Consider the following 21929-nt stretch of genomic DNA (forward strand, 5'->3'; position numbering starts at 1 on the left):
ACACGTATGACAACGGCGGTCGACAATCCCTTCTTCGCGCGCGTCTGGCCTTTCGTCGCCAACCATGAAGCCGAGGCGATCCGGGTCCTGCGCCGGGAGAACCTGGCCGGGTTGTCCGGCCGGGTGTTGGAGGTCGGCGCGGGGATCGGGACGAACTTTCCGCACTATCCGGCCTCGGTCGACGAGGTCATCGCGGTGGAGCCCGAACCGCGGCTGGCGGCGCGGGCCCGCGCCGCCGCCGACGCGGCCCCCGCCCGGGTGATCGTTTCCGGCGAGACGGCCGAAAGTCTCAGCGCCGGTGAGCCGTTCGACGCGGTGGTGTGCTCGCTGGTGTTGTGCTCGGTGCGTGACCCGGGCGCCGTGCTGCGGCGCCTGTACTCGTTGCTGCGACCGGGTGGGGAACTGCGCTACCTCGAGCACATCGCCAGTGCCGGCGCGCGGGGCCGCTTTCAGCGTTTCGTCGATGCGACGTTGTGGCCCCGGCTGTTTGGCAACTGCCACACCCATCGCGACACCGAACGCTCGATCCTCGACGCGGGATTCGAAGTTGACACCTCGCGGCGGGAGTGGACGCTGCCGGCCTGGGCGCCGATGCCGGTGTCCGAACTCCTGCTGGGCCGCGCGCGCCGGCCCGCCTAGTTCAGCAGGGCGGGCAGCCGCTGCAGCAGTCCCGGCAACGCCTGGCTCGCCGACTCGCGGATGCTGAGGGTGGCGTTGGCCGACAGCGGCGTGACTTCGGGATTGACCTCGATGACGGTGGCGCCGCGCGCCAGCGCCAGCTCCGCGAGCCCGGCCGCCGGATAGACGATCGCCGACGTCCCGACCACCACCATCACGTCGGCGGACTGGGTCGCCTCGACGGCGCGCCGCCACGGCTCGTCGGGCAACTGTTCACCGAACCACACGATGTCGGGCCGGATCAGGCCGCCGCAATGACACACCGGGGGCTCCACCTCGAGCGCCGGTTCGGGCATGTGCGGGAGCGCGCCGCTGTATGGCTCAGCGCAACGCGCACAACGGAATTCGAACAGGCTCCCGTGCAGGTGGTGGACGGAGCCGCTGCCGGCGCGCTCGTGCAGGTCGTCGACGTTCTGGGTGATGACGGTGACCCGGGCGTCGTCCTGCCAGGCGGCGATGGCGCGATGACCCGCATTGGGTTGCACGTCGGCGACCAGGTAATGTCGCCACAGGTACCAGCCCCAGACGCGCTGGGGGTTGTCGCGCCACCCTTGCGTGCTGGACAGCTCGTAGGGATCGAAGCGGGCCCACAACCCGTTCTTGTCGTCGCGGAACGTCGGCACACCGCTTTCCGCGGAGATCCCCGCGCCGCTGAGCACCGCTACGCGCATCCCACCAAGATAGCCGGAGGTGGGGGATACTGAACGGGTGGAGCTGGGTGACTGGTTGCGGGTCGACGTGAAGGCGGGCAAGCCGTTGTTCGACCAGCTCAGGACGCAGGTGATCGACGGGGTCCGCGAGGGCGCGCTGCCGCCTGGCACGCGCCTGCCCACCGTGCGGGACCTGGCCGGCCAGCTCGGGGTCGCGGTCAACACCGTGGCTCGCGCCTACCGCGAGCTGGAGACCGCCGCCATCATCGAAACCCGCGGCCGCTTCGGCACATTCGTCGCCCGCTACGACCCGACCGACGCCGCCATGGCCGCCGCCGCGCGCGAGTACGTCCGGGTAGCCCGCGGACTCGGGTTGGACAAAGCCGATGCCCTGCGCTACATCGAATCGGTGCCCGACGAGTAAGCGCTACCGTTGGGCATCGAAAAGCGTTGGCGCGCAGCCCATGCGGTAGTACCGCTCAGCGCAGCACCTTGTCGAGCGTGCGCAGGTTGCGCGTCGTGGTCGACGACTTGTAGCGCGCCTTGCCCATCGTCTTGCCGATGGTGCTGTCCAGGGTGCCGCCCTTGGGGACCTGCCAGTAGACCACGCCGTCACCGCGGCTGATCCGCTCGTCCGGGCCGGCCTCCTGACCCAGCGCGGCGAGCTCGTCGAGCACCGCCTTATCGGCGACGAACGTGACGTAGGACTGGTAGCCGTCGGCGTCGCGCTCGAACGGATAGGCGTCGACCACCTCGCGCACGGTGCCGATGTCATAGGCGAGCACCCAGGCGTCGTAGCCGAACCGTTCGCGCAACGCCGCCTCGGCCTTCCTGCGCACCGCCGCCACGCCGGCCGACGACTCCAGCACGACGTTGCCGCTGGCCAACACGGTTCGCACCTCGGTGAAGCCCGCGTCGGTCAGCGCGGCCGCCACCTCGGCCATCTTCAGATTGACGCCCCCGACGTTCACGCCACGCAGAAACGCCGCGTACTTGGTCATGCCCCGATTCCACCAGCCCGGCCGGGGGACGACCATCCCGGCCGCCCGGGCGGCGCGCGACGTAGGCTTTCGTCATGGGACGCCAAGTCTTCGACGACAAGCTGCTGGCCTTGATAAGCGGACATTCCCTCGGGGTGCTGGCCACCATCAAGCGCGACGGGCGACCGCAACTGTCGAACGTGAGCTACCACTTCGACCCGCGCAGCATGGCGATCCAGGTGTCGATCACCGAGCCGCGCGCCAAAACGCGCAACCTGCGCCGGGACCCGCGGGCGTCGATCCTGGTCGACGCCGACGACGGCTGGTCGTACGCCGTCGCCGAGGGCACCGCCGAACTGACCCCCCCGGCGGCCGCGCCCGGCGACAGCACCGTGGAGGCGTTGATTGCCTTGTACCGCAACATCGCCGGCGAACATCCCGATTGGGACGAATACCGGCAGGCGATGGTCACCGATCGGCGGGTGCTGCTGACGTTGCCGATCTCGCACCTGTACGGCATGCCGCCCGGCATGCGGTAGCCGCGCCGCCTGCGCGCCCGCCCGTCAAACCGGGGCTAAGCTGCCCGTATGGCCGCATCGAATGCCCGGCAGGGTTCACAGTCGTCCAAGGCTTCGGCGGCTTCTGAACCGCCCGGGTCGGACGAGGACACCAAGCGCAAGTTCCGCGAAGCGCTCGACCGCAAGATGGCGAAATCCTCGACCGGATCCGACCACAAGGACGGCGCCGGCAAGCAGTCCCGGGCGCACGGCGCGGCGGGGAACCGGCGCGAGTTCCGCCGCAAGAGCGGCTGACCCCCGAGACTCGTTGGTAGACGGCCCGATTCGCCTAGCCGCTGGATGGGCAGAACAGGCCGATCGAGGGGTCGTCTCGCCCCGGTTTGCCGCGCAGGCCTCGGGTGCTGGGATGTCCGAAGTCCAGTCGGGACGGGTCGTTCTGGTAGGCCCAGTCCGCCACGATGGTGCGGCGGCTGAACTTCCAACGGCCGTCGTGCCTGGTGTACTCGTCCAGGTACCGGCCGCCGATGATGACGTCGACGTCGTGGTCGGGACCGGCGAAGGTGTGAAACACCAGGCAGTAGACCTCACCGTGGGCCTTTTCGCCCGCGACCACAAAGTTCGTCGTGGTGATGTTGTGTTGGGAGACACGCACATACGGCTGCGCGGCCTGCAACTGCGCGATGAACTGTTCGACACCGCCGGTCGAGAACGAGCCGTGCGAGTCGGTCGCGTCGGGGTGATACATCTCCCGCAGGCCTTCGTAGTCGGCGCGGTCGACGGCGCGGCAGTAGGACGTGACGAGCGCGTGCAGTTCGTCGCGGGCCAGCATCAGCTCCAATCGGGCCTCATCCACCACCACGTCACGATAACTCGACGGTTAGGGTGCTGATCGTAGGCGCGGTTTCGGTGGTTGCTGTCGCACCAACCGGCCTCGGTCGTAGGGTGTTCACCGAAAGGAAGGTCGTTGACGGTGAAACTTTGGCTGGCTCAAGATCCCGAGGCCGACGCGCTGCTGGACGAGAATCCGTTGGCCCTGCTCATCGGGATGGTCCTCGATCAGCAGGTGCCGTTCGAGACCGCCTTTTCGGGACCGAAGAAGATCGCGGACCGCATGGGCGGTTTCGGCGCTCACGAGATCGCCGAGTACGACCCGGACAAGTTCGCCGCGCTGTGCTCGGAAAGACCTGCGATACACCGTTTTCCGGGATCGATGGCCAAACGTATCCAGACCCTGGCCCAGATCATCGTGGACCGCTACGACGGTGACGCCGCGGGCTTGTGGACCTCGGGTGACCCCGACGGCGAGGAGCTGCTGCGGCGCATCAAGGCGCTGCCCGGTTTCGGTGCGGTCAAGGCGCAGATCTTTCTGGCGCTGCTGGGCAAGCAGTACGGCGTGACGCCGAAGGGCTCTCGCGCGGCCGCCGGCGAGTTCGGCAAGGCGGGCACGCACATCTCCGTCGCCGATATCGTCGACGCCGAGTCGATGGGCGCGGTGCGTGCCTATAAGAAGCAGATGAAGGCGGCAGCCAAAGCGGCGAAGTAGTCGGTGCACAGAAGGGAAGGGCAGCAACGTGAAGACACACATAACGTGTCCGTGCGGCGAGGCCATTGTCGGCAAGGACGAGGACGAGCTGGTCGAACTGACCCAGGCTCATCTCGCCAGCGTTCATCCCGGCCTCGAATACGACCGTGACGCGATCCTGTTCATGGCGTACTAAAGCGAACGCGCGTGACCCCGGTGCGGGGACACGCGCGTTCGCAGGCGGCGAAACAGTGACGGCGCCGGTGTGTTACGGCACCACCGTCGATCCGATCGTGGGCATGAACTGGCACTGCTTTTCCTTGGTCGTGACCTGACCGAAGATCGTCGACATGATGCTGCCCGAGCCCGTGTCGGCAATCGCGCTCAGCGTCGTCGGCCCGTCCGGGTTGATGTCCGGTCGCGGCTTGAGGGCGACGGTGCCTGACTTGCCGGTGGTCAGGTTCACCCAGGTGACGTTCAACGGCAGCTTCTGCACCTCGGCGGGTCCGGGCGTGCCGACCGCGGTGAACACGTAGGCGGTCTGGCCGGGCCCCGGGCCGGGAAGCGGAATCTTGGCCGGGCCCGCGACCGACAGCGCGGTGGCGATGGCGCTGCTGCCATCCGCCAGGCAGTTGGTGCCGATCGAGGGATACATGAAGTCCTGCGTGGGCGGCGTGTCGGCGCCGAATCCCGGGGCGGCCGCGGTCGGGGCGGCGTCCGGCGCGGGTGCGGGCGCCGGGGCGGCCTCGGGTGCCGGGGGTGCGGCGGCGGGTGCTGGTGGTGCCGGAATCGGCGCCGCGACGGGCACATTCGCGGGCTGGGCGGGCGCGGGCGCCGGCGCGGCGGCGGGTGCGGGCCCGGCCGCGTGCGCCGGGTCGACGCCGGCCGGCAGGTGCGCCTCGGGTGCCGGCTGGGGTGCGGGACCCGCCGCGTGCACCGGGTTGATCCCGGCCGGCAGGTGCGCCTGCACACCGGGTTCCACCCCGGTCGCCGGAACGTGTTGCACCGGCGCGGTGGGCTCTTGGACGAACTGATTCACCGCCGCCGCCACGTTTTTGGACTCGCTGGGAGCGGTCGGGCTGTGGGCGAAGGCTTGCGCGGCGGCCATGAGCAGCTGTGTCGCCTGCTGCGGGTCGCCGGCCGCTTGCTGGATGAGCGGGCTGAGCTGCGACAGGGCAGGCAGCCCCGGCAGCTGTTGGGCCGCGCTGGATTGTGGTGTCGGCTGCGGCGCCGCCGGGTCGGCTGCCGCGCTCGGGCAAAGCCCGAGCGCGGCAACCGATGCCGTGACGACAGCGGCCAAACCTTTGGACAGATTCCAAGTGGTTGCCACGGTTGTCCTTCGGTTCTCAGTGGTGGGTTAGGCCGATGACGACGCTGCTCAAGGCAGTGCGGCGAGCAGCGGCGCTGCCGGTCCGGCCGGGCTGGCGGCCGGCGCGGGTGCGGCCGGAGCGGCTGGTGCCGCCGGGGTCTGGCCCGAGGCCAGCGCCGGCAGATCCTGCGGAAGCCGCACCTGCGGGGGCACGTTGACCGGAAGGCCCGCCGGCATCGCCGGCATGTTGACCTGCGCCTGCGGGATTTGCGGTGCGGGCGGGGTGGCCGGCGCGCTCGGCGCCGACAGCCCCGGGATCGCGGGCAGGCCCGGGATCGACGAGGCCGGCGCGGCCGGACTCGCGGCCGCCGGCTGTGCGCCGGTCAGGCCCTGAATCATCCCCGGAATGCCGCTCGCCGCGGAGGGTGACGCCGGCGCGGCGGGCGTCGCCGACTGCGCCAGCCCCGGAATGGACGGCACCGCCGCCGGAGATGACGCGGGAGCGGCGGGTGCCGCCGGCGTCAGGCCGGGGATCGACGGGATGCCCGCCGTGGTCGCCGAGGCCGGCGAGGCGGCCGAGGGAACACCCGGGAAGCTGATGCCCGGTGTGGCGGGCGCCGCGGGCGGCGTGGCGCCGAGCGCGGTCGCGAGGTTCTGCAGGATTTGCGGTGCGTTGGCCGCCGAGCTGATCAGCTGCTGCGGAATGTTCGGCACCGCCGGAGCCGGCACGGGGTCGGCGTGGGCGATACCGCCCGTCAATAGTGCTGCGGACGAACCGGCCAGGACGGCGGCTGCACGCAAGTAAGTCCAGATGGTTGGCATGACTCTCCCTGATTGATCGATTACAGGTCCCGGCGCTGAAGCTACTTTGATGCAGATGGGACTCAAGTGACACGTGTGGCATTTATTTATTCGTTACGGATACGAGTGGGAGCGGTGACCGAACGCGCGAAATGGCGCGCACTGCATAGATGTGCATGGGTCATCGGGGGACCGACGGGGCCGCGCCGCATGGTTTGATCGCTAAAGTCGGGCGGATAGACACCATCTCTGCCGCCGCGGCGGCACCCATCACCCAGCGGTTGGCGAATCGCCTCGTCGTGGCCGCGCCGATCCTGCTCATCGCGAGCGTCGCGGCGCGGCTGGCCTGGACGTACCTGGCCCCCAACGGCGCGAACTTCGTCGACCTGCACGTCTACCTCGGCGGAGCCGCCGCGATCGACCATCCCGGCACCCTGTACAGCTACGTCTACGCCGACCAGACGCCGGACTTCCCGCTGCCGTTCACCTACCCGCCCTTCGCGGCCGTCGTCTTCTACCCGCTGCACCTGCTGCCGTTCGGGCTCGTCGCATTCCTGTGGCAGATCGCGACCATGGCCGCCCTGTACGGCGCGATCCGGATCAGCCAGCGCCTGACGGCCGCGCCGGCCGGTCCCCGCGGCCGCCGACTGGCGATGGCGTGGACGGCGATCACGATCTGGATTGAGCCGCTGCGCAGCACATTCGACTACGGTCAGGTCAATGTTTTGCTCATGACCGCGGTGCTGTGGGCGGTCTACACCACGCGATGGTGGCTGTCGGGATTGCTGGTCGGCGCGGCCGCCGGAATCAAGTTGACCCCCGCGATCTCCGGGGTCTATCTGGCCGGCGCCCGGCGGTGGGGCGCGGCGGTGTTCTCGGCGGTCGTTTTCGTTGCCACCGTTGGGATTTCGGTCGTGGTCGTCGGCGACCAGACCCGCTACTACTTCACCGAACTACTGGGCGACGCTCACCGGGTGGGTCCCATCGCCACCTCGTTCAATCAATCGTGGCGCGGCGCCATCTCACGCATCCTGGGCCACGACGTCGGATTCGGGCCGCCGCTGGTGGTCGCGCTCGTCGTCACCGCGGTGCTGGCCGTCCTGGCCTGGCGCGCGCTGGACGCCGCCGATCAGCTGGGCAGGCTGATCGTGGTCGAGCTGTTCGGGCTGCTGCTGTCGCCGATCTCCTGGACCCACCACTGGGTGTGGCTGGTGCCGTTGATGATCTGGGCGATCCACGGCGCGGGGCGCACGCTGCGCGGGGCGCGAATCGCCGGCTGGGCGTGGTTGGCGCTCACCCTGATCGGCGTGCCGTGGTTGTTGAGCTTCGCTCAACCGACCATCTGGCAGATCGGCCGCCCGTGGTATCTGGCCTGGGCCGGGCTGATCTACACCGCGGCCGCGGTGGCGACGCTGATCTGGATCGCGGCCACCGGCAACCGCGGCCGAGACGCCGCGCCCGGGGTACGGGCCGCCGGCTAGCTGTCGACGATCCCGTTGATGTCGCGGGCCATGTCGATATCGTTTTGGGTGATGCCACCCTCGGAGTGGGTGACGAGAGCGAAAGTCACTGTCCGCCAGCGTATATCGATGTCGGGGTGGTGGTCCTTGCTTTCCGCGTGCTCGGCGACGCGGCGCACCGCATCGATGCCGGCCAGGAAGCTTCCGAATTTGATCGAGCGGCGCAGGGCGCCGTCGGCACGCTCCCATCCGTCCAGATCGGGCAATGCGGCGTCTACTTGCTCATCCGTTAACACAGCCATGACTCGTCACCGTTCTGTTGTCCAAAATCCTTGCTACCGAGAATGTTACGGAGATCCGGGACGTCAGGACCTAGACTCCCCGCCACTGGTCGGGCTTCTGTTTGTCGCTGAGATGGCGGACGCGGGCGACGAGGGGTGAATGGCCCTGCTGCTTCGCCCAGTCGATGGCCTCCTGCTGGGTTTGGCTCTGGTGGAGCTCGCTGTCGCCGTGGTCCTCGACGACGTAGTGCGTGATCGGGTCTCCGTCGCGGCCCTTTGGTCGCGGTTCGATGAACACGTTGGGCATGGCGCTTCTCCTCACTGAGTGCGATCGGCCGACCTAGTGCATACCCAGACAACGCCGGCCTTCACAGCGCGCCGCGAATGAGTGCGCCAACCTCGGTGCCAGCCGTGGTGGCCGCGCGATAACACAGCCAGGACGCGACGGTATACCGTCACTGGCCATGCCGAACCAGATCGTCGTCGCGGGCGCCCTCATCCGCGACGCGCGCGTCTTGGTGGCACAGCGGGTACGCCCGCCGGAGCTGGCCGGGCGCTGGGAGCTGCCCGGGGGCAAGGTCGCGCCCGGTGAGACCGAGCGCGACGCGCTGGCCCGCGAGCTGGCCGAGGAGCTCGGTTTGGCGGCGGGCGACGTCGCGGTGGGCGAGCGGCTCGGCGCGGACATCGCGGTGGACGGCGGGATCACGCTGCGCGCCTACCGGGTGCATCTGCTCGGCGGCCGTCCGGACGCGCGTGAGCACCGGGCCCTGCGCTGGATCACAGCCGCTGAGCTGCACGATCTCGACTGGGTGCCGGCCGACCGGGGCTGGCTTCCGGCCCTGGCCGGCGCCCTGTGAACGGGCCTGGCAACAAGTCCACAGACTTCCCGCAGCTGATGTACAGCCGCGTTGCAGGTCGCCACAGTGAACTGAAGGCAACAAAATGACTTGTAATAACGCCACACGAATCTGCCCTGGATGTGCGTGCCGATAACTAGCCAGATGGTTGTCCAGACCTTTGCCGTCCCGGCTCGGTGCCCGACCGGGAGGCCTTCGCGTGCGCGAAAACCGATGCTCATGACCCTGTTTCTCGCAGACTCACCGCGCGCGGCGAAGGTGATCGCCCCGCGCACATCGACCTATGCTGGTGCGGTATCGCCGCCCGGCCCGCGGGCCCGAAATGCCGATGGCTGAGCCGATCCGAGTTGGTGCGGACGGGCGGCTCACGGGGCTGATCGCCGAACACAACTCAACTGGGGCCACGCACAGGGCCGGGCGACGCGGCGCGACGCTACCGACGAGGAGGAGTACTTCTTGACTGCCACACCGCACATTGGTGGAGTGCTCGAGGAGCTCTTGGAGCGCAGCGGGCGGTTCTTCACGCCGGGCGAGATCTCGGCCGACCTGCGCACCGTGACGCGGCGGGGCGGCCGCGAGGCCGACGTGTTCTACCGCGACCGGTGGAGCCACGACAAGGTGGTTCGCTCCACGCACGGCGTGAACTGCACCGGGTCCTGCTCTTGGAAGATCTACGTCAAAGACGGGATCATCACCTGGGAAACCCAGCAGACCGACTATCCGTCGGTGGGTCCGGACCGCCCCGAGTACGAGCCGCGGGGTTGCCCCCGCGGTGCGTCGTTCTCCTGGTACAGCTACTCGCCCACCCGGGTGCGCTATCCCTACGCCCGCGGCGTGCTGGTCGAGATGTACCGGGAGGCCAAGGCGCGCCTGGGTGATCCCGTGCTGGCGTGGGCCGACATCCAGGCCGACCCCGAACGGCGCCGGCGCTATCAGCGGGCGCGCGGAAAGGGCGGACTGGTCCGCGTCACCTGGGCCGAGGCCACCGAGCTGATCGCCGCCGCCCACGTGCACACCATCAAGACCTACGGCCCGGATCGGGTCGCCGGATTCTCCCCGATCCCGGCGATGTCGATGGTGTCGTATGCCGCCGGCTCGCGATTCTTCGAGCTGATCGGCGCTCCGATGACGTCGTTCTACGACTGGTACGCCGACCTCCCGGTGGCCTCACCGCAGGTGTTCGGCGACCAGACCGACGTCCCCGAATCCGGAGATTGGTGGGACGCAGCGTATTTGATGATGTGGGGCTCCAACGTGCCGATCACCCGGACCCCCGACGCGCACTGGATGGCCGAGGCGCGTTACCGCGGCACCAAGGTCGTCACCGTCAGCCCCGACTACGCCGACAACACCAAGTTCGCCGACGAGTGGATGCCGTGCGCGGCGGGCACCGACGGGGCGCTGGCCATGGCGATGGGGCACGTCATTCTCTCGGAATCCTATGTGCGAAAGCAGGTTCCGTTCTTCGTCGACTATTCGCGTCGCTACACCGATCTGCCGTTCCTGATCAAGCTGGAAGAACGCGGCGACATGCTGGTGCCGGGCAAGAACCTGACGGCGGCGGACCTGGGCGAGGCGGTCGAGAACGCGGCACTCAAGCCCGCGGTGCTGGACGAAACGACCAATTCCGTTGTGGTGCCACACGGTTCGCTGGGATTTCGGTACGGCGAATCCGGTGTCGGGAAGTGGAACCTGGACCTCGGTGACCTGGTGCCGGCGCTCAGCGTGCGCGACGCGCACGGCTCCAACGGGGAGGGCAGCACCGCGCTGGTGCACATGCCCAGCTTCGACACCGTCGACGGCGAGGGCACCACCGTGGCGCGCGGTGTCCCGGTGCGCCGCATCGGCAAGCACATGGTGTGCACCGTCTTCGACCTGATGCTCGCGCAGTATGGCGTCGCCCGCGCGGGGTTGCCCGGCGAATGGCCCACCGGCTACGACGACGCGACGCAGCAGAACACCCCGGCGTGGCAGGAAGCGATCACCGGTGTGTCGGCCGCCCAAGCCATCCGCGTCGCGCGGGAATTCGCCCACAGCGCCGAGGAATCCGGCGGCCGCTCCATGATCATCATGGGCGGGGGCATCTGCCACTGGTTCCACGCCGACGCCATCTACCGCGCGGTGCTGGCGCTGCTGATGCTGACCGGGTCGATGGGCCGCAACGGGGGCGGCTGGGCCCATTACGTGGGCCAGGAAAAAGTGCGCCCGCTCACCGGATTCCACACGATGGCGATGGCCACCGACTGGGTGCGCCCGCCGCGCCAGGTGCCCGGCGCCTCGTACTGGTACGCGCACACCGACCAATGGCGCTATGACGGTTACGGCGCGGACAAGCTGTCCAGCCCGGTGGGCCGGGGGCGCTTCGCGGGCAAGCACACCATGGACCTGCTGGCGTCGTCGGTGGCCATGGGATGGAGCCCGTACTACCCGCAGTTCGACCGGTCGAGTTTGGACGTCGCCGACGAGGCGCGCGCCGCGGGTCGCGACGTCGCCGACTACGTGGCCGAGCAGCTCGGCCAGCGCGAACTCAAACTCGCGGTGACCGATCCCGACAACCCGGTCAACTGGCCCCGGGTGCTCACCGTGTGGCGCGCGAACCTGATCGGGTCGTCGGGCAAGGGGGGCGAATACTTCCTGCGCCACCTGCTGGGAACCGACTCCAACGCATCGGCGCTGCCGCCCGAGGACGGGGTGCGGCCCGTCGACGTGACGTGCGAGGGGGACATCCCCGAGGGCAAGCTCGACCTGATGATGTCGATCGACTTCCGGATGACGTCGACGACCCTGGTTTCGGACGTCGTGCTGCCGGCGGCGACCTGGTACGAAAAGTCCGACATCTCCAGCACCGACATGCACCCCTACGTGCACGCGTTCAGCGCCGCCACCGACCCGCCCTGGGAAACTCGTTCGGACTTCGACGCTTTCGGCGCCATCGCCCGCGCCTTCAGCGCCATGGCCAAGGAGCATCTGGGCACCCGCACCGACGTGGTGCTCAGCGCGCTGCAGCACGACACGCCCGACGCGATGGCCTATCCCGATGGCACCGAATCCGATTGGCTGCGCACCGGTGCGACGCCGGTGCCGGGCCGCACCATGGGCAAGCTCACCGTGGTGGAACGTGACTACGGCGCCATCTACGACAAGTGGCTGACGCTGGGGCCGCTGGTCGACAAGTTCGGGCTGACCACCAAGGGCATCACCGTGCACCCGTTCCGGGAGGTCGAGGAGCTCGCCGCCAAGTTCGGCGTGCTCAAATCCGGTGTGGCAGCGGGCCGCCCGGCCGTGACCACCGCCGCCCGGATGGCCGACGTACTGCTGCTGCTGTCGGGGACGACCAACGGGCGCCTGGCGGTCGAGGGTTTCCACGAGCTGGAAAAGCGCACGGGACAGCGGCTGGTGCACCTGGCCGAGGGCAGCGAGGACAAGCGCATCAGTTACGCCGACACCCAGGCGCGGCCCGTGCCCGTGGTCACCAGCCCGGAATGGTCGGGCAGCGAAACGGGCGGTCGCCGCTACGCACCATTCACCATCAACATCGAAAACCTCAAGCCGTTCCACACCCTGACCGGGCGGATGCATTTCTATCTCGCCCACGACTGGGTCGAGGAACTCGGCGAGCACCTGCCGGTCTTCCGCCCGCCGCTGGACATGGCGCGCTTGTTCGGCGCACCGACACTCGGGCCGACCGAGGACGGAATCGGGCTCACGGTGCGATACCTGACGCCGCACTCGAAGTGGTCCTTCCACTCCACCTACCAGGACAACCTCTACATGCTCTCGTTGTCCCGCGGCGGCCCGACGATGTGGATGAGCCCCGGCGACGCAGCGAAAATCCAAGTGCGCGATAACGATTGGGTCGAAGCGGTGAACGTCAACGGCATCTACGTGTGCCGGGCGATCGTCTCGCACCGGATGCCCGACGGGGTGGTGTACGTCTACCACGTCCAGGAGCGCACCATCGACACCCCGCGCACCGAAACCAACAACAAGCGGGGCGGCAACCACAACGCGCTCACCCGGGTGCGGATCAAGCCCAGCCACCTGGCCGGCGGCTACGGCCAGCACGCCTTCGCGTTCAACTACCTGGGGCCGACCGGCAACCAGCGCGACGAGGTGACCGTCGTGCGGCGCCGCAGCCAGGAGGTGACGTACTGATGAAGGTCATGGCGCAGTTGGCGATGGTGATGAACCTCGACAAGTGCATCGGTTGTCACACCTGCTCGGTGACCTGCAAGCAGGCGTGGACCAACCGGCCCGGCACCGAATACGTGTGGTTCAACAACGTCGAAACCCGTCCCGGCCAAGGCTATCCGCGCACCTACGAGGACCAGGAGCGCTGGCGGGGCGGCTGGATTCGCGACAAGAAGGGCCGGCTGCGGCTGCGCGACGGCGGCCGCATCCAGAAGCTGCTGCGCATCTTCGCCAACCCGAAGCTGCCCGTCCTCGGCGACTACTACGAACCGTGGACCTACGACTACGAGAACCTGACCACGGCACCCGCGGGTGACACGTTCCCGACCGCCGCGCCCCGAAGCGCGATCAGCGGTGAGCCGATGAAGGTTTCGTGGGGGCCGAACTGGGATGACAACCTGGCCGGCTCGTCGGAGATCCTGGCCGGGGACCCGATCCTGAAGAAGGTCAACGAGGAGATCAAGCTCAAGCTCGAAGAGACCTTCATGTTCTACCTGCCCCGGATCTGTGAGCACTGCCTCAACCCCTCCTGCGTGGCGTCGTGCCCGTCGGGCGCGATGTACAAGCGCAGCGAGGACGGCATCGTGCTGGTGGACCAGGACCGCTGCCGCGGCTGGCGGATGTGCGTGTCCGGATGTCCTTACAAGAAGGTCTATTTCAACCACAAGACGGGCAAAGCCGAGAAGTGCACGCTGTGCTATCCGCGCATGGAGGTCGGGCTGCCGACCATCTGCTCGGAGACCTGCGTGGGCCGGCTGCGCTACCTCGGCGTGGTGCTCTACGACGCCGACCGGGTGCTGGAAGCGGCGTCGGTGGAAAAAGACACCGATCTGTATCGGGCGCAGTGCGAGATCCTACTGGACCCTAACGATCCGAACGTCATCGCCGGTGCCCGGGCCGAGGGCATCCCCGACGAGTGGATCGAGGCCGCGCAGCGTTCCCCGATCTACGCGCTGATCCACACCTACCAGGTGGCGTTGCCGCTGCACCCGGAATACCGCACCATGCCGATGGTTTGGTACATCCCGCCGCTGTCGCCGGTGGTCGACGCGGTCAGCCGCGACGGGCACGACGGGGAGGACATCGGCAACCTGTTCGGCGCGCTGGACGCGCTGCGCATCCCGATGCAATATCTCGCCGAACTGTTCACCGCCGGCGATACCGCCGTGGTGGAAGGGGTGCTGCGGCGGCTGGCGGCGATGCGCTCCTACATGCGCGACATCAACCTCGGCCGCGACACCCAGCCACACATCCCGCATTCGGTCGGCATGACCGAAGAGCAGATCTACGAGATGTACCGGCTGCTCGCCATCGCGAAATACGAAGAGCGCTACGTGATTCCGACGGCGTTCGCCCCGCAGGCCCGCGAGCTCGAGGAGATGGGCTGTTCGTTGACGGGCGAGGGCGGCCCGGGCATGTACGAATCCGAACCGATACCGGTTTCGGTGGAAACCTTCCACGCGCTCCAGCGCGGCGGCTCCGCGGAAGCAGAACCCGCTCACGCCCGGCCGCGGGTGAACCTGCTCAATTGGGACGGCGGCCAGGTGCCCGCGGGAATGTTCCCCGAGGAGCAGAAGCGGTGAGGCTGCTGTCCGCGCTCCGGGACCGTTCCACCGGCCGGGCGATGCAGGACCGCCTGGTGTGGCAGGCGGCGTCGCTGCTGCTGGCCTACCCGGACGACGGGTTCACCGAACGCCTGGACGCCGTCGACGAAATCCTCGGCCACATCAGCGGTCCCGCGGCGACGCTCCTCGGGCAGACGGTCGCGGCGCTGCGTGCCCGTGAGCCGATGGCCGCGGCGATGGACTACGTCGCGACGTTCGATATGCGCCGGCGCGCCACCATGTATCTGACGTACTGGACCGCGGGGGACACCCGCAACCGCGGACGGGAGATGCTGGCGTTCGCCACCGCCTACCGCGAGGCGGGTGCGCAGCCACCGAGCGGCGAGGCCCCCGATCATCTGGCCGTGGTGCTCGAATTCGCCGCCACCGTCGACCCGGAGGCCGGACGGCGGCTGCTGACCCAGCACCGTGTGCCGATCGACGTGCTGCGCGGCGCCCTGGCCGAGGCCGAGTCACCGTACGAGCCGGTCGTGGCCGCGATCTGCGAGACCCTGCCGGCGGCCACCGATCAGGAGGTGCGCCGCGCCGAGCGACTGGCGCAGGCCGGGCCGCCCGCCGAAGCCGTTGGGCTGCAACCGTTTACCTTGACCGTGCCACCCCGCAAAGGAACGCCAGGTGTTTAGCAACGTCCTGTTCTGGGATATCGCCCCATACGTCACGCTGTCGGTCCTGATCGTCGGGACCTGGTGGCGCTACCGCTACGACAAGTTCGGCTGGACCTCACGGTCCTCGCAGATCTACGAGTCGCGACTGCTAAGCATCGCCAGCCCCATCTTCCATTTCGGCATCCTGGCGGTCTTCGCCGGACACGTGGTGGGGCTGTTCATCCCGCCGAAGGTCACGCAGCTGATGAAGATGAGCGACCACGTCTACCACATGCAGGCGGTCATCGCCGGCTCGATCGCCGGCGTCGCCACGCTCGTCGGGATCGGGCTGCTCGTCTACCGGCGGTTCACCCGTCCCGCCGTGTCCATGGCCACCACCCGCAGCGACAAGGTGATGTATCTGGTGCTGGTGCTGGCGATCGTGGTGGGCCTGTACTGCGACCTGATCGGCACCGGCCCACACGGCGGCGAATTCCACTACCGCTACACCGTCGGTTTGTGGTTCCGCCGGATCTGGATACTGCAGCCGCACGGCGAGGTGATGATCAACGCGCCGCTGGACTACCAGCTGCACGCGTTGATCGGCATGGTGCTGTTCACGCTGTGGCCGTTCACCCGGCTGGTGCACGTGTTCAGCGCCCCGGTCGTCTACCTGTTCCGGCCCTACATCGTCTATCGCAGCCGCGAGGCGACGGGCAAGGGCCAACAACTGGTGGGCACGGCGCCGCGCCGCCGGGGCTGGTAGCCGACGGCCAAGGCGCGAAGGCCCCGCTTCGCCGTTCGGTGTGCAACGTGGGCGTTGATTGTGAAGCCGCGCCGGCGACACGCCGATCCGCCGCGCCCCAGGCGCACACTCAACGCCGCTGATGCACACTCAAACGCCGCCCCCGGCGACCTGCCAGTTCGCTATCCACGGCCCCCGCTGCCACAATCTCCGACGTGTCATTTCGCAACGTCGCCATCGTCGCCCACGTCGACCACGGCAAGACCACCCTGGTTGACGCGATGCTGAGGCAGTCCGGCGCGCTGCACCACCGCGGTGACGACACCCAGGAACGCATCATGGACAGCGGTGACCTCGAGAAGGAAAAGGGCATCACCATCCTGGCCAAGAACACCGCGGTGCACCGTCATCACCCGGACGGCAGCGTCACGGTGATCAACGTGATCGACACCCCCGGCCACGCCGACTTCGGCGGGGAGGTCGAGCGCGGGCTGTCCATGGTGGACGGGGTGTTGCTGCTCGTCGACGCGTCCGAGGGCCCGTTGCCGCAGACGCGATTCGTGCTGCGCAAGGCGTTGGCCGCCCACCTGCCGGTGATCCTGGTCGTCAACAAGACCGACCGGCCCGACGCGCGCATCGCCGAGGTCGTCGAGGCCAGCCACGACCTGCTGCTCGACGTCGCGTCGGACCTGGACGACGAGGCCGCCGCGGCGGCCGAGCACGCGCTGGGCCTGCCGACGCTGTACGCGTCGGGGCGCGCGGGCATCGCCAGCACCGAGCAACCCGCCGACGGCGAGGTGCCCCCCGGCGAGAACCTCGACCCGCTCTTCGACGTGCTGATGGAACACATCCCGGCGCCGTCGGGCGACCCCGAGGCCCCGCTGCAGGCGCTGGTCACCAACCTCGACGCGTCGGCGTTCCTCGGCCGGCTCGCCCTGATCCGCATCTACAACGGCAAGCTGCGCAAGGGCCAGCAGGTCGCCTGGATGCGCGAGGTCGACGGGCTGCCCGTCATCACCAGCGCCAAGATCACCGAGCTGCTGGCGACCGAAGGCGTCGAGCGCAGCGCCACCGACGAGGCCGTCGCCGGCGACATCGTTGCGGTGGCAGGGATTCCCGAGATCATGATCGGCGACACCCTGGCCGATCCCGACCACGCCCATGCGCTGCCGCGCATCACCGTCGACGAGCCCGCGATCTCGGTGACGATCGGCACCAACACCTCGCCGCTGGCGGGCAAGGTCGCCGGGCACAAGCTGACCGCGCGCATGGTCCGCGGCCGGCTGGACGCCGAGCTGGTCGGCAACGTGTCGATCCGCGTCGTCGACATCGACCGGCCCGACGCCTGGGAGGTGCAGGGCCGCGGCGAACTCGCCCTGGCCGTGCTGGTCGAGCAGATGCGCCGGGAGGGCTTCGAACTCACGGTCGGCAAGCCGCAGGTGGTGACGCGCACGATCGACGGCAAGCTGCACGAGCCCTTCGAGGCGATGACGATCGACTGCCCCGACGAGTTCGTCGGCGCCATCACCCAGCTGATGGCCGCCCGCAAGGGCCGCATGGAGGAGATGACCAACCACGCGGCGGGCTGGGTCCGGATGGACTTCATCGTGCCCAGCCGCGGGCTGATCGGCTTCCGCACCGACTTCCTCACGCTGACCCGCGGCACCGGCATCGCCAACGCCGTGTTCGACGGGTACCGCCCCTGGGCGGGGGAGATCCGGGCCCGCCACACCGGGTCGCTGGTCTCCGACCGCGCGGGCACCATCACGCCGTTCGCGATGATCCAGCTCGCCGACCGGGGCCAGTTCTTCGTCGAGCCCGGCCAGGACACCTACGAGGGCATGGTCGTCGGAATCAATCCGCGCGCAGAGGATCTCGACATCAACGTCACCCGCGAGAAGAAGCTGACCAACATGCGGTCGTCCACCGCCGATGTCATCGAGACGTTGGCCAAGCCCCTCGAGCTCGACCTCGAGCAGGCCATGGAATTCTGCGCGCAAGACGAATGCGTCGAGGTGACCCCGGAGATCGTGCGGGTGCGCAAGGTCGAGCTGGACGCCACCGCCCGGGCGCGCAGCCGGTCGCGCGCCAAGGCCCGGAGCTGACCTTCGGTGGTCGGCCGGGCCGCCGCGCGGCTGCTCGCTACCCTGATCAGCGTGCCGAGACGCGTCCGCCGCTTGTTCATGGTGCTCGGCGGCCTCGTCTCGTTGGTCGGGCTGGTGGTTTCGGCGTGCACGGTCAACCCGCCGCCGGCGCCGCAGAGCACCGACACGCCGCACAACTCGGTGCCTCCGCCGCCCCGGGTCAGCGAGATCATCATGGGCATCGACTCGATCGGCGCGGGCTTCAATCCGCACCTGTTGTCCGACCTGTCCCCGGTGAACGCGGCGATCAGCGCGTTGGTGTTGCCCAGCGCCTTTCGGCCGGTTCCGGACACCGCCGCGCCGACGGGCTCGCGCTGGGAGATGGACCCGACGCTGTTGGTGTCCGCCGACGTGACCAGCCAGAACCCGTTCACGGTGACCTACAAGATCCGGCCGGAGGCGCAGTGGACCGACAACGCCCCCATCGCCGCCGACGACTTCTGGTACCTGTGGCGCCAGATGGTCAGCCAGCCCGGGGTCGTCGACCCGGCCGGGTATGACCTCATCACCGGCGTGCAGTCGCTGGAGGGCGGCAAGCAGGCGGTGGTGACCTTCGCCCAGCCGTATCCGGCGTGGAAGGAGTTGTTCAGCAACATCCTTCCGGCGCACATCGTCAAGGACGTGCCCGGCGGATTCGCGGCCGGGCTGGCCCGGGCCCTTCCGGTCACGGGCGGGCAGTTCCGGGTGGAGAGCATCGACCCGCAGCGCGACGAGATCCTGGTCGCCCGCAACGACCGCTACTGGGGGCCGCCGGCCAAACCCGCGCTCATCCTCTTCCGGCGCGCCGGGGCGCCCGCCGCCCTGGCCGACTCCGTGCGCAACGGCGACACCCAGGTGGCGCAGGTCCACGGCGGTTCGGCGGCCTTCGCGCAGTTGTCCGCCATTCCCGACGTCCGCACCGCCCGGATCGTGACGCCGCGGGTCATGCAGCTCACGCTGCGGGCCAACGAACCCAAACTGTCTGATACCCAAGTCCGTAAGGCGATCCTGGGGTTGCTCGACGTCGACCTGCTGGCCGCCGTCGGCGCGGGCAGCGACAACACGGTCACGCTGGATCAGGCCCAGATCCGCGCGCCGAGCGACCCCGGCTACGAGCCGACCGCGCCGCCGGCGATGACGACCGCGGCCGCGCTGACCCTGCTGCAGGGGGCCGGGTACCGGGTCGAACCCAACTCGTCCGCTTCCCCCGCGCCGACCCCGGCGAACACCGGGCCGCCCGAGGTCATCCGCGGCCGGATCAGCAAGGACGGCCAACAGCTGTCGCTGGCGATCGGGGTGGCGGCCAACGACCCGACCTCGGTGGCCGTCGCCAACACCGCCGCCGACCAGTTGCGCAACGTCGGCATCGCCGCGACCGTGCTGGCGCTGGACCCGGTCACCCTCTACCGCGACGCGCTGAACGACGGCCGCGTGGACGCGATCGTCGGCTGGCATCAGGCCGGCGGCAACCTGGCCACCCGGCTCGCCTCCCGCTACGGCTGTCCCGCGCTGCAATCGACCCAGGTCCCGTCCACCGGCGAGACGACGCCGGTCTCGTCCGCTCCCGCCGGGCCCCCACCGTCGACCGGGCCGGGCACCACGACCGCGACACCGACGTCGGCGCCCCCACCCAGCCGCCCCGCGGATCCCAACGCCCTGGTGCAGGCGCCGTCGAACCTCACCGGCATCTGCGATCGCAGCGTCCAGTCGAACATCGACGCCGCCCTCAACGGCACCAAGAGCATCAACGACGTCATCACCGCCGTCGAACCGCGGCTGTGGAACATGTCCACGGTGCTGCCGATCCTGCAGGACACCACGATCGTCGCGGCCGGACCGAGCGTGCAGAACGTCAGCCTGTCCGGAGCGGTTCCGGTCGGCATCGTCGGCGACGCCGGCCAGTGGATCAAGACCGGGCCGTAACCGCCCTCAGTCGGCGGGCGGGCGCGACGCCCGCGGCGGGATCACGGTGTCGACGATGAGGGCCAGCTCGCGCCGGTTCGGCGGCGACCCGTTCAGCAGGAAGTGCTGGTTGATCAGCGCCGAGCCGATCCGGGCGGTCAGCGGCGTGATGGCCGTCGGATCGAGGTCGCCGTCGTCCACGGCGGCCTGCAGGATCGATTCGACGATTTGCAGGCGCGGGCGCACCACGGCATCGGCGAAGATGGCCCGCATCTCGGGTTCGTGCAGGAGCTGATGGATGACGTCCAAACTGGGGAAGGCGGTCTTTCCGGCCAGCAGGTCACGCTGGGCGGTGAACATCGCCAGCAGGTTCTCCCGGGCCGAGCGGCCGGACCGCAGCTCGGGCACCGGTGGCAGCGCGAAAACCAAAGCGGCGTGCACCAGCTCGCACTTGGTGTCCCAGCGCCGGTAGAGCGCGGCCTTGCCGGTGTGGGCGCGCGCCGCGATCCCCTCCATGGTCAGGCTCCCGTACCCGACTTCGGTCAGTTCGGCCAGGGTGGCCTCGTAGAGGGCGCGTTCGAGGACCTCGCCTCGCCGGCGGCTCCGGCTGCCGGTCCGGTCTGCGTCCGTGAGCTGAGGCATTTCTTGATAGTAGCCGTGCGCGTTCCTATCTGCTGCTTGTCGGTAGGGTGCCGACCATGCCTGAGACGCCGCGGCTGCTGTTCGTCCACGCACATCCCGACGACGAAAGCCTCGGCACCGGCGCCACCATCGCCCACTACGCCGCCCGCGGCGCCGACGTCCGCGTGGTCACCTGCACGCTCGGCGAGGAGGGCGAGGTGATCGGCGATCGGTGGGCCGAACTCGCCGTCGATCGCGCCGACCAGCTCGGCGGCTACCGGATTGGCGAATTGACCGCCGCGTTGCGGGCGCTCGGGGTCGGTGGACCCCGCTATCTCGGCGGCGCGGGCCGGTGGCGCGATTCGGGCATGCGCGGCACCCCCACGCGGCACCGGCAACGATTCATCGACGCCGACGAGCGCGAGACCGTCGGCGCGCTGGTGGCCCTGATCCGCGAGCAGCGCCCCCACGTCGTCGTCACCTACGACCCGGCCGGCGGCTATGGCCATCCCGATCACGTGCACGCGCACACGGTGACGACGGCGGCCGTAGCGGCGGCCGGCTCGTCGGGCGGCGCTGCCACGTTTCCCGGCGAGCCGTGGGCCGTGCCGAAGTTCTACTGGTCGGTCTTTTCCACCCGGGCGTTCGAGGCCGGCCTGGCCGCGCTGACGCCCGAGGATCTGCGGCCGGAGTGGTCGCTCCCGTCCGAAGAGGAGTTCACGTTCGGATACGACGACGGCGACATCGACGCCGTCGTCGAGACCGATGAGGATGCGCTGGCCGCCAAGCGGGCGGCGCTCGCGGCGCACGCCACCCAAGTGGTGGTCGGGCCCACCGGTCGCGCCTGCGCCCTGTCCAACAACGTGGCCCTGCCGATCGTGGGGGAGGAGCACTACGTCCTGGCCGCCGGCGACGCGGGGGAGCGCGACGGGCGTGGCTGGGAGACGGATCTGCTCGCAGGGCTCGATCTGACCGCGACCCGTACGCGGTAGGCTGCCAAACAGGCAGCCACGGAAGGAATTCGCATGGACCCCGACCTGGACCCTAATCAGCAGCACTGGCAGGACCGGCTCGACAGCCTG

23 protein-coding genes are annotated in these 21929 nt (G+C 69.2%); 15 read left to right on the forward strand and 8 right to left on the reverse strand.

Annotation, left to right across the window (positions count from 1 at the left end; all coding sequences use genetic code 11):
* The first annotated feature begins 6 nt into the window (after positions 1-6).
* A complete protein-coding gene (locus tag P6281_RS05895; protein WP_008254462.1) occupies positions 7-639 on the forward strand; it encodes a class I SAM-dependent methyltransferase in 633 nt (210 codons plus the stop codon).
* Here P6281_RS05895 and P6281_RS05900 read toward each other — a convergent pair.
* On the reverse strand, positions 636-1349 hold the full coding sequence (locus P6281_RS05900) for an NAD-dependent deacylase (protein WP_202349739.1): 714 nt from the start codon (positions 1347-1349) through the stop codon (positions 636-638). The two genes, P6281_RS05895 and P6281_RS05900, sit on opposite strands and share 4 nt — an antisense overlap.
* A 37-nt stretch (positions 1350-1386) precedes the next feature.
* On the opposite strand from P6281_RS05900, the gene P6281_RS05905 reads away from it, so the two are divergent.
* Entirely contained in the window at positions 1387-1752 is a 366-nt protein-coding gene (locus tag P6281_RS05905) for a GntR family transcriptional regulator (protein WP_008254464.1), read from the forward strand.
* 55 nt (positions 1753-1807) lie between these two features.
* Here the strand turns inward: P6281_RS05905 and P6281_RS05910 are convergent, their stop codons facing one another.
* A complete protein-coding gene (locus P6281_RS05910; RefSeq protein WP_014941430.1) occupies positions 1808-2329 on the reverse strand; it encodes a DUF1697 domain-containing protein in 522 nt (173 codons plus the stop codon).
* 74 nt (positions 2330-2403) lie between these two features.
* Between P6281_RS05910 and P6281_RS05915 the strand changes: the two genes are divergently transcribed.
* Together P6281_RS05915 and P6281_RS05920 are read left to right on the forward strand one after the other, a co-directional pair.
* Positions 2404-2847, forward strand: coding sequence for a PPOX class F420-dependent oxidoreductase (locus tag P6281_RS05915; protein WP_008254475.1), 444 nt, complete (start codon positions 2404-2406; stop codon positions 2845-2847).
* Positions 2848-2895: 48 nt separating this feature from the next.
* Positions 2896-3120, forward strand: a complete 225-nt coding sequence (locus P6281_RS05920; RefSeq protein ID WP_324738648.1) for a DUF5302 domain-containing protein — start codon at positions 2896-2898, stop codon at positions 3118-3120.
* A 34-nt stretch (positions 3121-3154) separates the two neighbouring features.
* On the opposite strand, the gene P6281_RS05925 is transcribed toward P6281_RS05920, so the two are convergent.
* Positions 3155-3685: a nuclear transport factor 2 family protein gene (locus tag P6281_RS05925; RefSeq protein ID WP_324738649.1), complete on the reverse strand. Its 531-nt coding sequence runs from the start codon at positions 3683-3685 to the stop codon at positions 3155-3157.
* Between the two features lie 111 nt (positions 3686-3796).
* On the opposite strand from P6281_RS05925, the gene P6281_RS05930 reads away from it, so the two are divergent.
* Together P6281_RS05930 and P6281_RS05935 are read left to right on the forward strand one after the other, a co-directional pair.
* On the forward strand, positions 3797-4369 hold the full coding sequence (locus tag P6281_RS05930; protein ID WP_324738927.1) for an HhH-GPD-type base excision DNA repair protein: 573 nt from the start codon (positions 3797-3799) through the stop codon (positions 4367-4369).
* Positions 4370-4397: 28 nt separating this feature from the next.
* On the forward strand, positions 4398-4544 hold the full coding sequence (locus P6281_RS05935; RefSeq protein ID WP_003875447.1) for a hypothetical protein: 147 nt from the start codon (positions 4398-4400) through the stop codon (positions 4542-4544).
* 72 nt (positions 4545-4616) lie between these two features.
* Here the strand turns inward: P6281_RS05935 and P6281_RS05940 are convergent, their stop codons facing one another.
* Together P6281_RS05940 and P6281_RS05945 are read right to left on the reverse strand one after the other, a co-directional pair.
* Complete coding sequence (locus P6281_RS05940) at positions 4617-5678, reverse strand: Rv1157c family protein (protein ID WP_324738650.1); 1062 nt, start codon at positions 5676-5678, stop codon at positions 4617-4619.
* A gap of 48 nt (positions 5679-5726) precedes the next feature.
* Positions 5727-6479, reverse strand: a complete 753-nt coding sequence (locus tag P6281_RS05945; RefSeq protein ID WP_038535309.1) for a hypothetical protein — start codon at positions 6477-6479, stop codon at positions 5727-5729.
* Between the two features lie 149 nt (positions 6480-6628).
* Here P6281_RS05945 and P6281_RS05950 point away from each other — a divergent pair, with 149 nt between their 5' ends.
* A complete protein-coding gene (locus P6281_RS05950) occupies positions 6629-7939 on the forward strand; it encodes a mannosyltransferase (protein WP_407937423.1) in 1311 nt (436 codons plus the stop codon).
* Here P6281_RS05950 and P6281_RS05955 read toward each other — a convergent pair.
* The gene (locus P6281_RS05955) at positions 7936-8220 is read right to left on the reverse strand and encodes a 4a-hydroxytetrahydrobiopterin dehydratase (protein WP_009952356.1); all 285 of its coding nucleotides are present in this window, start codon (positions 8218-8220) and stop codon (positions 7936-7938) included. The two genes, P6281_RS05950 and P6281_RS05955, sit on opposite strands and share 4 nt — an antisense overlap.
* A gap of 70 nt (positions 8221-8290) precedes the next feature.
* A complete protein-coding gene (locus P6281_RS05960; protein ID WP_008254496.1) occupies positions 8291-8506 on the reverse strand; it encodes a hypothetical protein in 216 nt (71 codons plus the stop codon).
* Between the two features lie 157 nt (positions 8507-8663).
* Here P6281_RS05960 and P6281_RS05965 point away from each other — a divergent pair, with 157 nt between their 5' ends.
* The 7 genes from P6281_RS05965 (at position 8664) to P6281_RS05995 (ending at position 20247) form a co-directional block, all read left to right on the forward strand.
* A complete protein-coding gene (locus tag P6281_RS05965) occupies positions 8664-9056 on the forward strand; it encodes a (deoxy)nucleoside triphosphate pyrophosphohydrolase (RefSeq protein ID WP_014384037.1) in 393 nt (130 codons plus the stop codon).
* A 456-nt stretch (positions 9057-9512) separates the two neighbouring features.
* Positions 9513-13211 (forward strand): nitrate reductase subunit alpha, encoded by a 3699-nt coding sequence (locus P6281_RS05970; RefSeq protein ID WP_324738651.1) that lies wholly within the window; start codon positions 9513-9515, stop codon positions 13209-13211.
* A complete protein-coding gene (narH, locus tag P6281_RS05975; protein WP_201408244.1) occupies positions 13211-14830 on the forward strand; it encodes a nitrate reductase subunit beta in 1620 nt (539 codons plus the stop codon). The genes P6281_RS05970 and narH overlap by 1 nt, the downstream gene beginning before the upstream one ends.
* Entirely contained in the window at positions 14827-15495 is a 669-nt protein-coding gene (narJ, locus tag P6281_RS05980) for a nitrate reductase molybdenum cofactor assembly chaperone (RefSeq protein WP_036454826.1), read from the forward strand. The genes narH and narJ overlap by 4 nt, the downstream gene beginning before the upstream one ends.
* Complete coding sequence (gene narI / locus P6281_RS05985; RefSeq protein WP_008254506.1) at positions 15488-16222, forward strand: respiratory nitrate reductase subunit gamma; 735 nt, start codon at positions 15488-15490, stop codon at positions 16220-16222. The genes narJ and narI overlap by 8 nt, the downstream gene beginning before the upstream one ends.
* A 194-nt stretch (positions 16223-16416) precedes the next feature.
* The gene (gene typA / locus P6281_RS05990; RefSeq protein WP_036454829.1) at positions 16417-18306 is read left to right on the forward strand and encodes a translational GTPase TypA; all 1890 of its coding nucleotides are present in this window, start codon (positions 16417-16419) and stop codon (positions 18304-18306) included.
* 45 nt (positions 18307-18351) lie between these two features.
* Entirely contained in the window at positions 18352-20247 is a 1896-nt protein-coding gene (locus P6281_RS05995; RefSeq protein WP_162130207.1) for an ABC transporter family substrate-binding protein, read from the forward strand.
* A gap of 6 nt (positions 20248-20253) precedes the next feature.
* Here the strand turns inward: P6281_RS05995 and P6281_RS06000 are convergent, their stop codons facing one another.
* Positions 20254-20868, reverse strand: coding sequence for a TetR/AcrR family transcriptional regulator (locus P6281_RS06000; protein WP_008254512.1), 615 nt, complete (start codon positions 20866-20868; stop codon positions 20254-20256).
* Between the two features lie 56 nt (positions 20869-20924).
* Between P6281_RS06000 and mshB the strand changes: the two genes are divergently transcribed.
* On the forward strand, positions 20925-21839 hold the full coding sequence (mshB, locus tag P6281_RS06005) for an N-acetyl-1-D-myo-inositol-2-amino-2-deoxy-alpha-D-glucopyranoside deacetylase (protein ID WP_008254515.1): 915 nt from the start codon (positions 20925-20927) through the stop codon (positions 21837-21839).
* Positions 21840-21929: the final 90 nt, after the last annotated feature.

It is taken from the genome of Mycobacterium sp. 5-140-3-2, assembly GCF_035666375.1.
GTDB lineage: Bacteria > Actinomycetota > Actinomycetes > Mycobacteriales > Mycobacteriaceae > Mycobacterium > Mycobacterium intracellulare.

Bases quoted from the DNA above. Each gene is read 5' to 3' on its own strand.
- P6281_RS05900 (WP_202349739.1), bottom strand. From the start codon at position 1,349: ATGCGCGTAGCGGTGCTCAGCGGCGCGGGGATCTCCGCGGAAAGCGGT.
- P6281_RS05910 (WP_014941430.1), bottom strand. From the start codon at position 2,329: ATGACCAAGTACGCGGCGTTTCTGCGTGGCGTGAACGTCGGGGGCGTC.
- P6281_RS05965 (WP_014384037.1), top strand. From the start codon at position 8,664: ATGCCGAACCAGATCGTCGTCGCGGGCGCCCTCATCCGCGACGCGCGC.
- P6281_RS05920 (WP_324738648.1), top strand. From the start codon at position 2,896: ATGGCCGCATCGAATGCCCGGCAGGGTTCACAGTCGTCCAAGGCTTCG.
- P6281_RS05945 (WP_038535309.1), bottom strand. From the start codon at position 6,479: ATGCCAACCATCTGGACTTACTTGCGTGCAGCCGCCGTCCTGGCCGGT.
- P6281_RS05895 (WP_008254462.1), top strand. From the start codon at position 7: ATGACAACGGCGGTCGACAATCCCTTCTTCGCGCGCGTCTGGCCTTTC.
- mshB (WP_008254515.1), top strand. From the start codon at position 20,925: ATGCCTGAGACGCCGCGGCTGCTGTTCGTCCACGCACATCCCGACGAC.
- P6281_RS06000 (WP_008254512.1), bottom strand. From the start codon at position 20,868: ATGCCTCAGCTCACGGACGCAGACCGGACCGGCAGCCGGAGCCGCCGG.
- P6281_RS05915 (WP_008254475.1), top strand. From the start codon at position 2,404: ATGGGACGCCAAGTCTTCGACGACAAGCTGCTGGCCTTGATAAGCGGA.
- P6281_RS05950 (WP_407937423.1), top strand. From the start codon at position 6,629: ATGTGCATGGGTCATCGGGGGACCGACGGGGCCGCGCCGCATGGTTTG.
- P6281_RS05955 (WP_009952356.1), bottom strand. From the start codon at position 8,220: ATGGCTGTGTTAACGGATGAGCAAGTAGACGCCGCATTGCCCGATCTG.
- narH (WP_201408244.1), top strand. From the start codon at position 13,211: ATGAAGGTCATGGCGCAGTTGGCGATGGTGATGAACCTCGACAAGTGC.
- P6281_RS05960 (WP_008254496.1), bottom strand. From the start codon at position 8,506: ATGCCCAACGTGTTCATCGAACCGCGACCAAAGGGCCGCGACGGAGAC.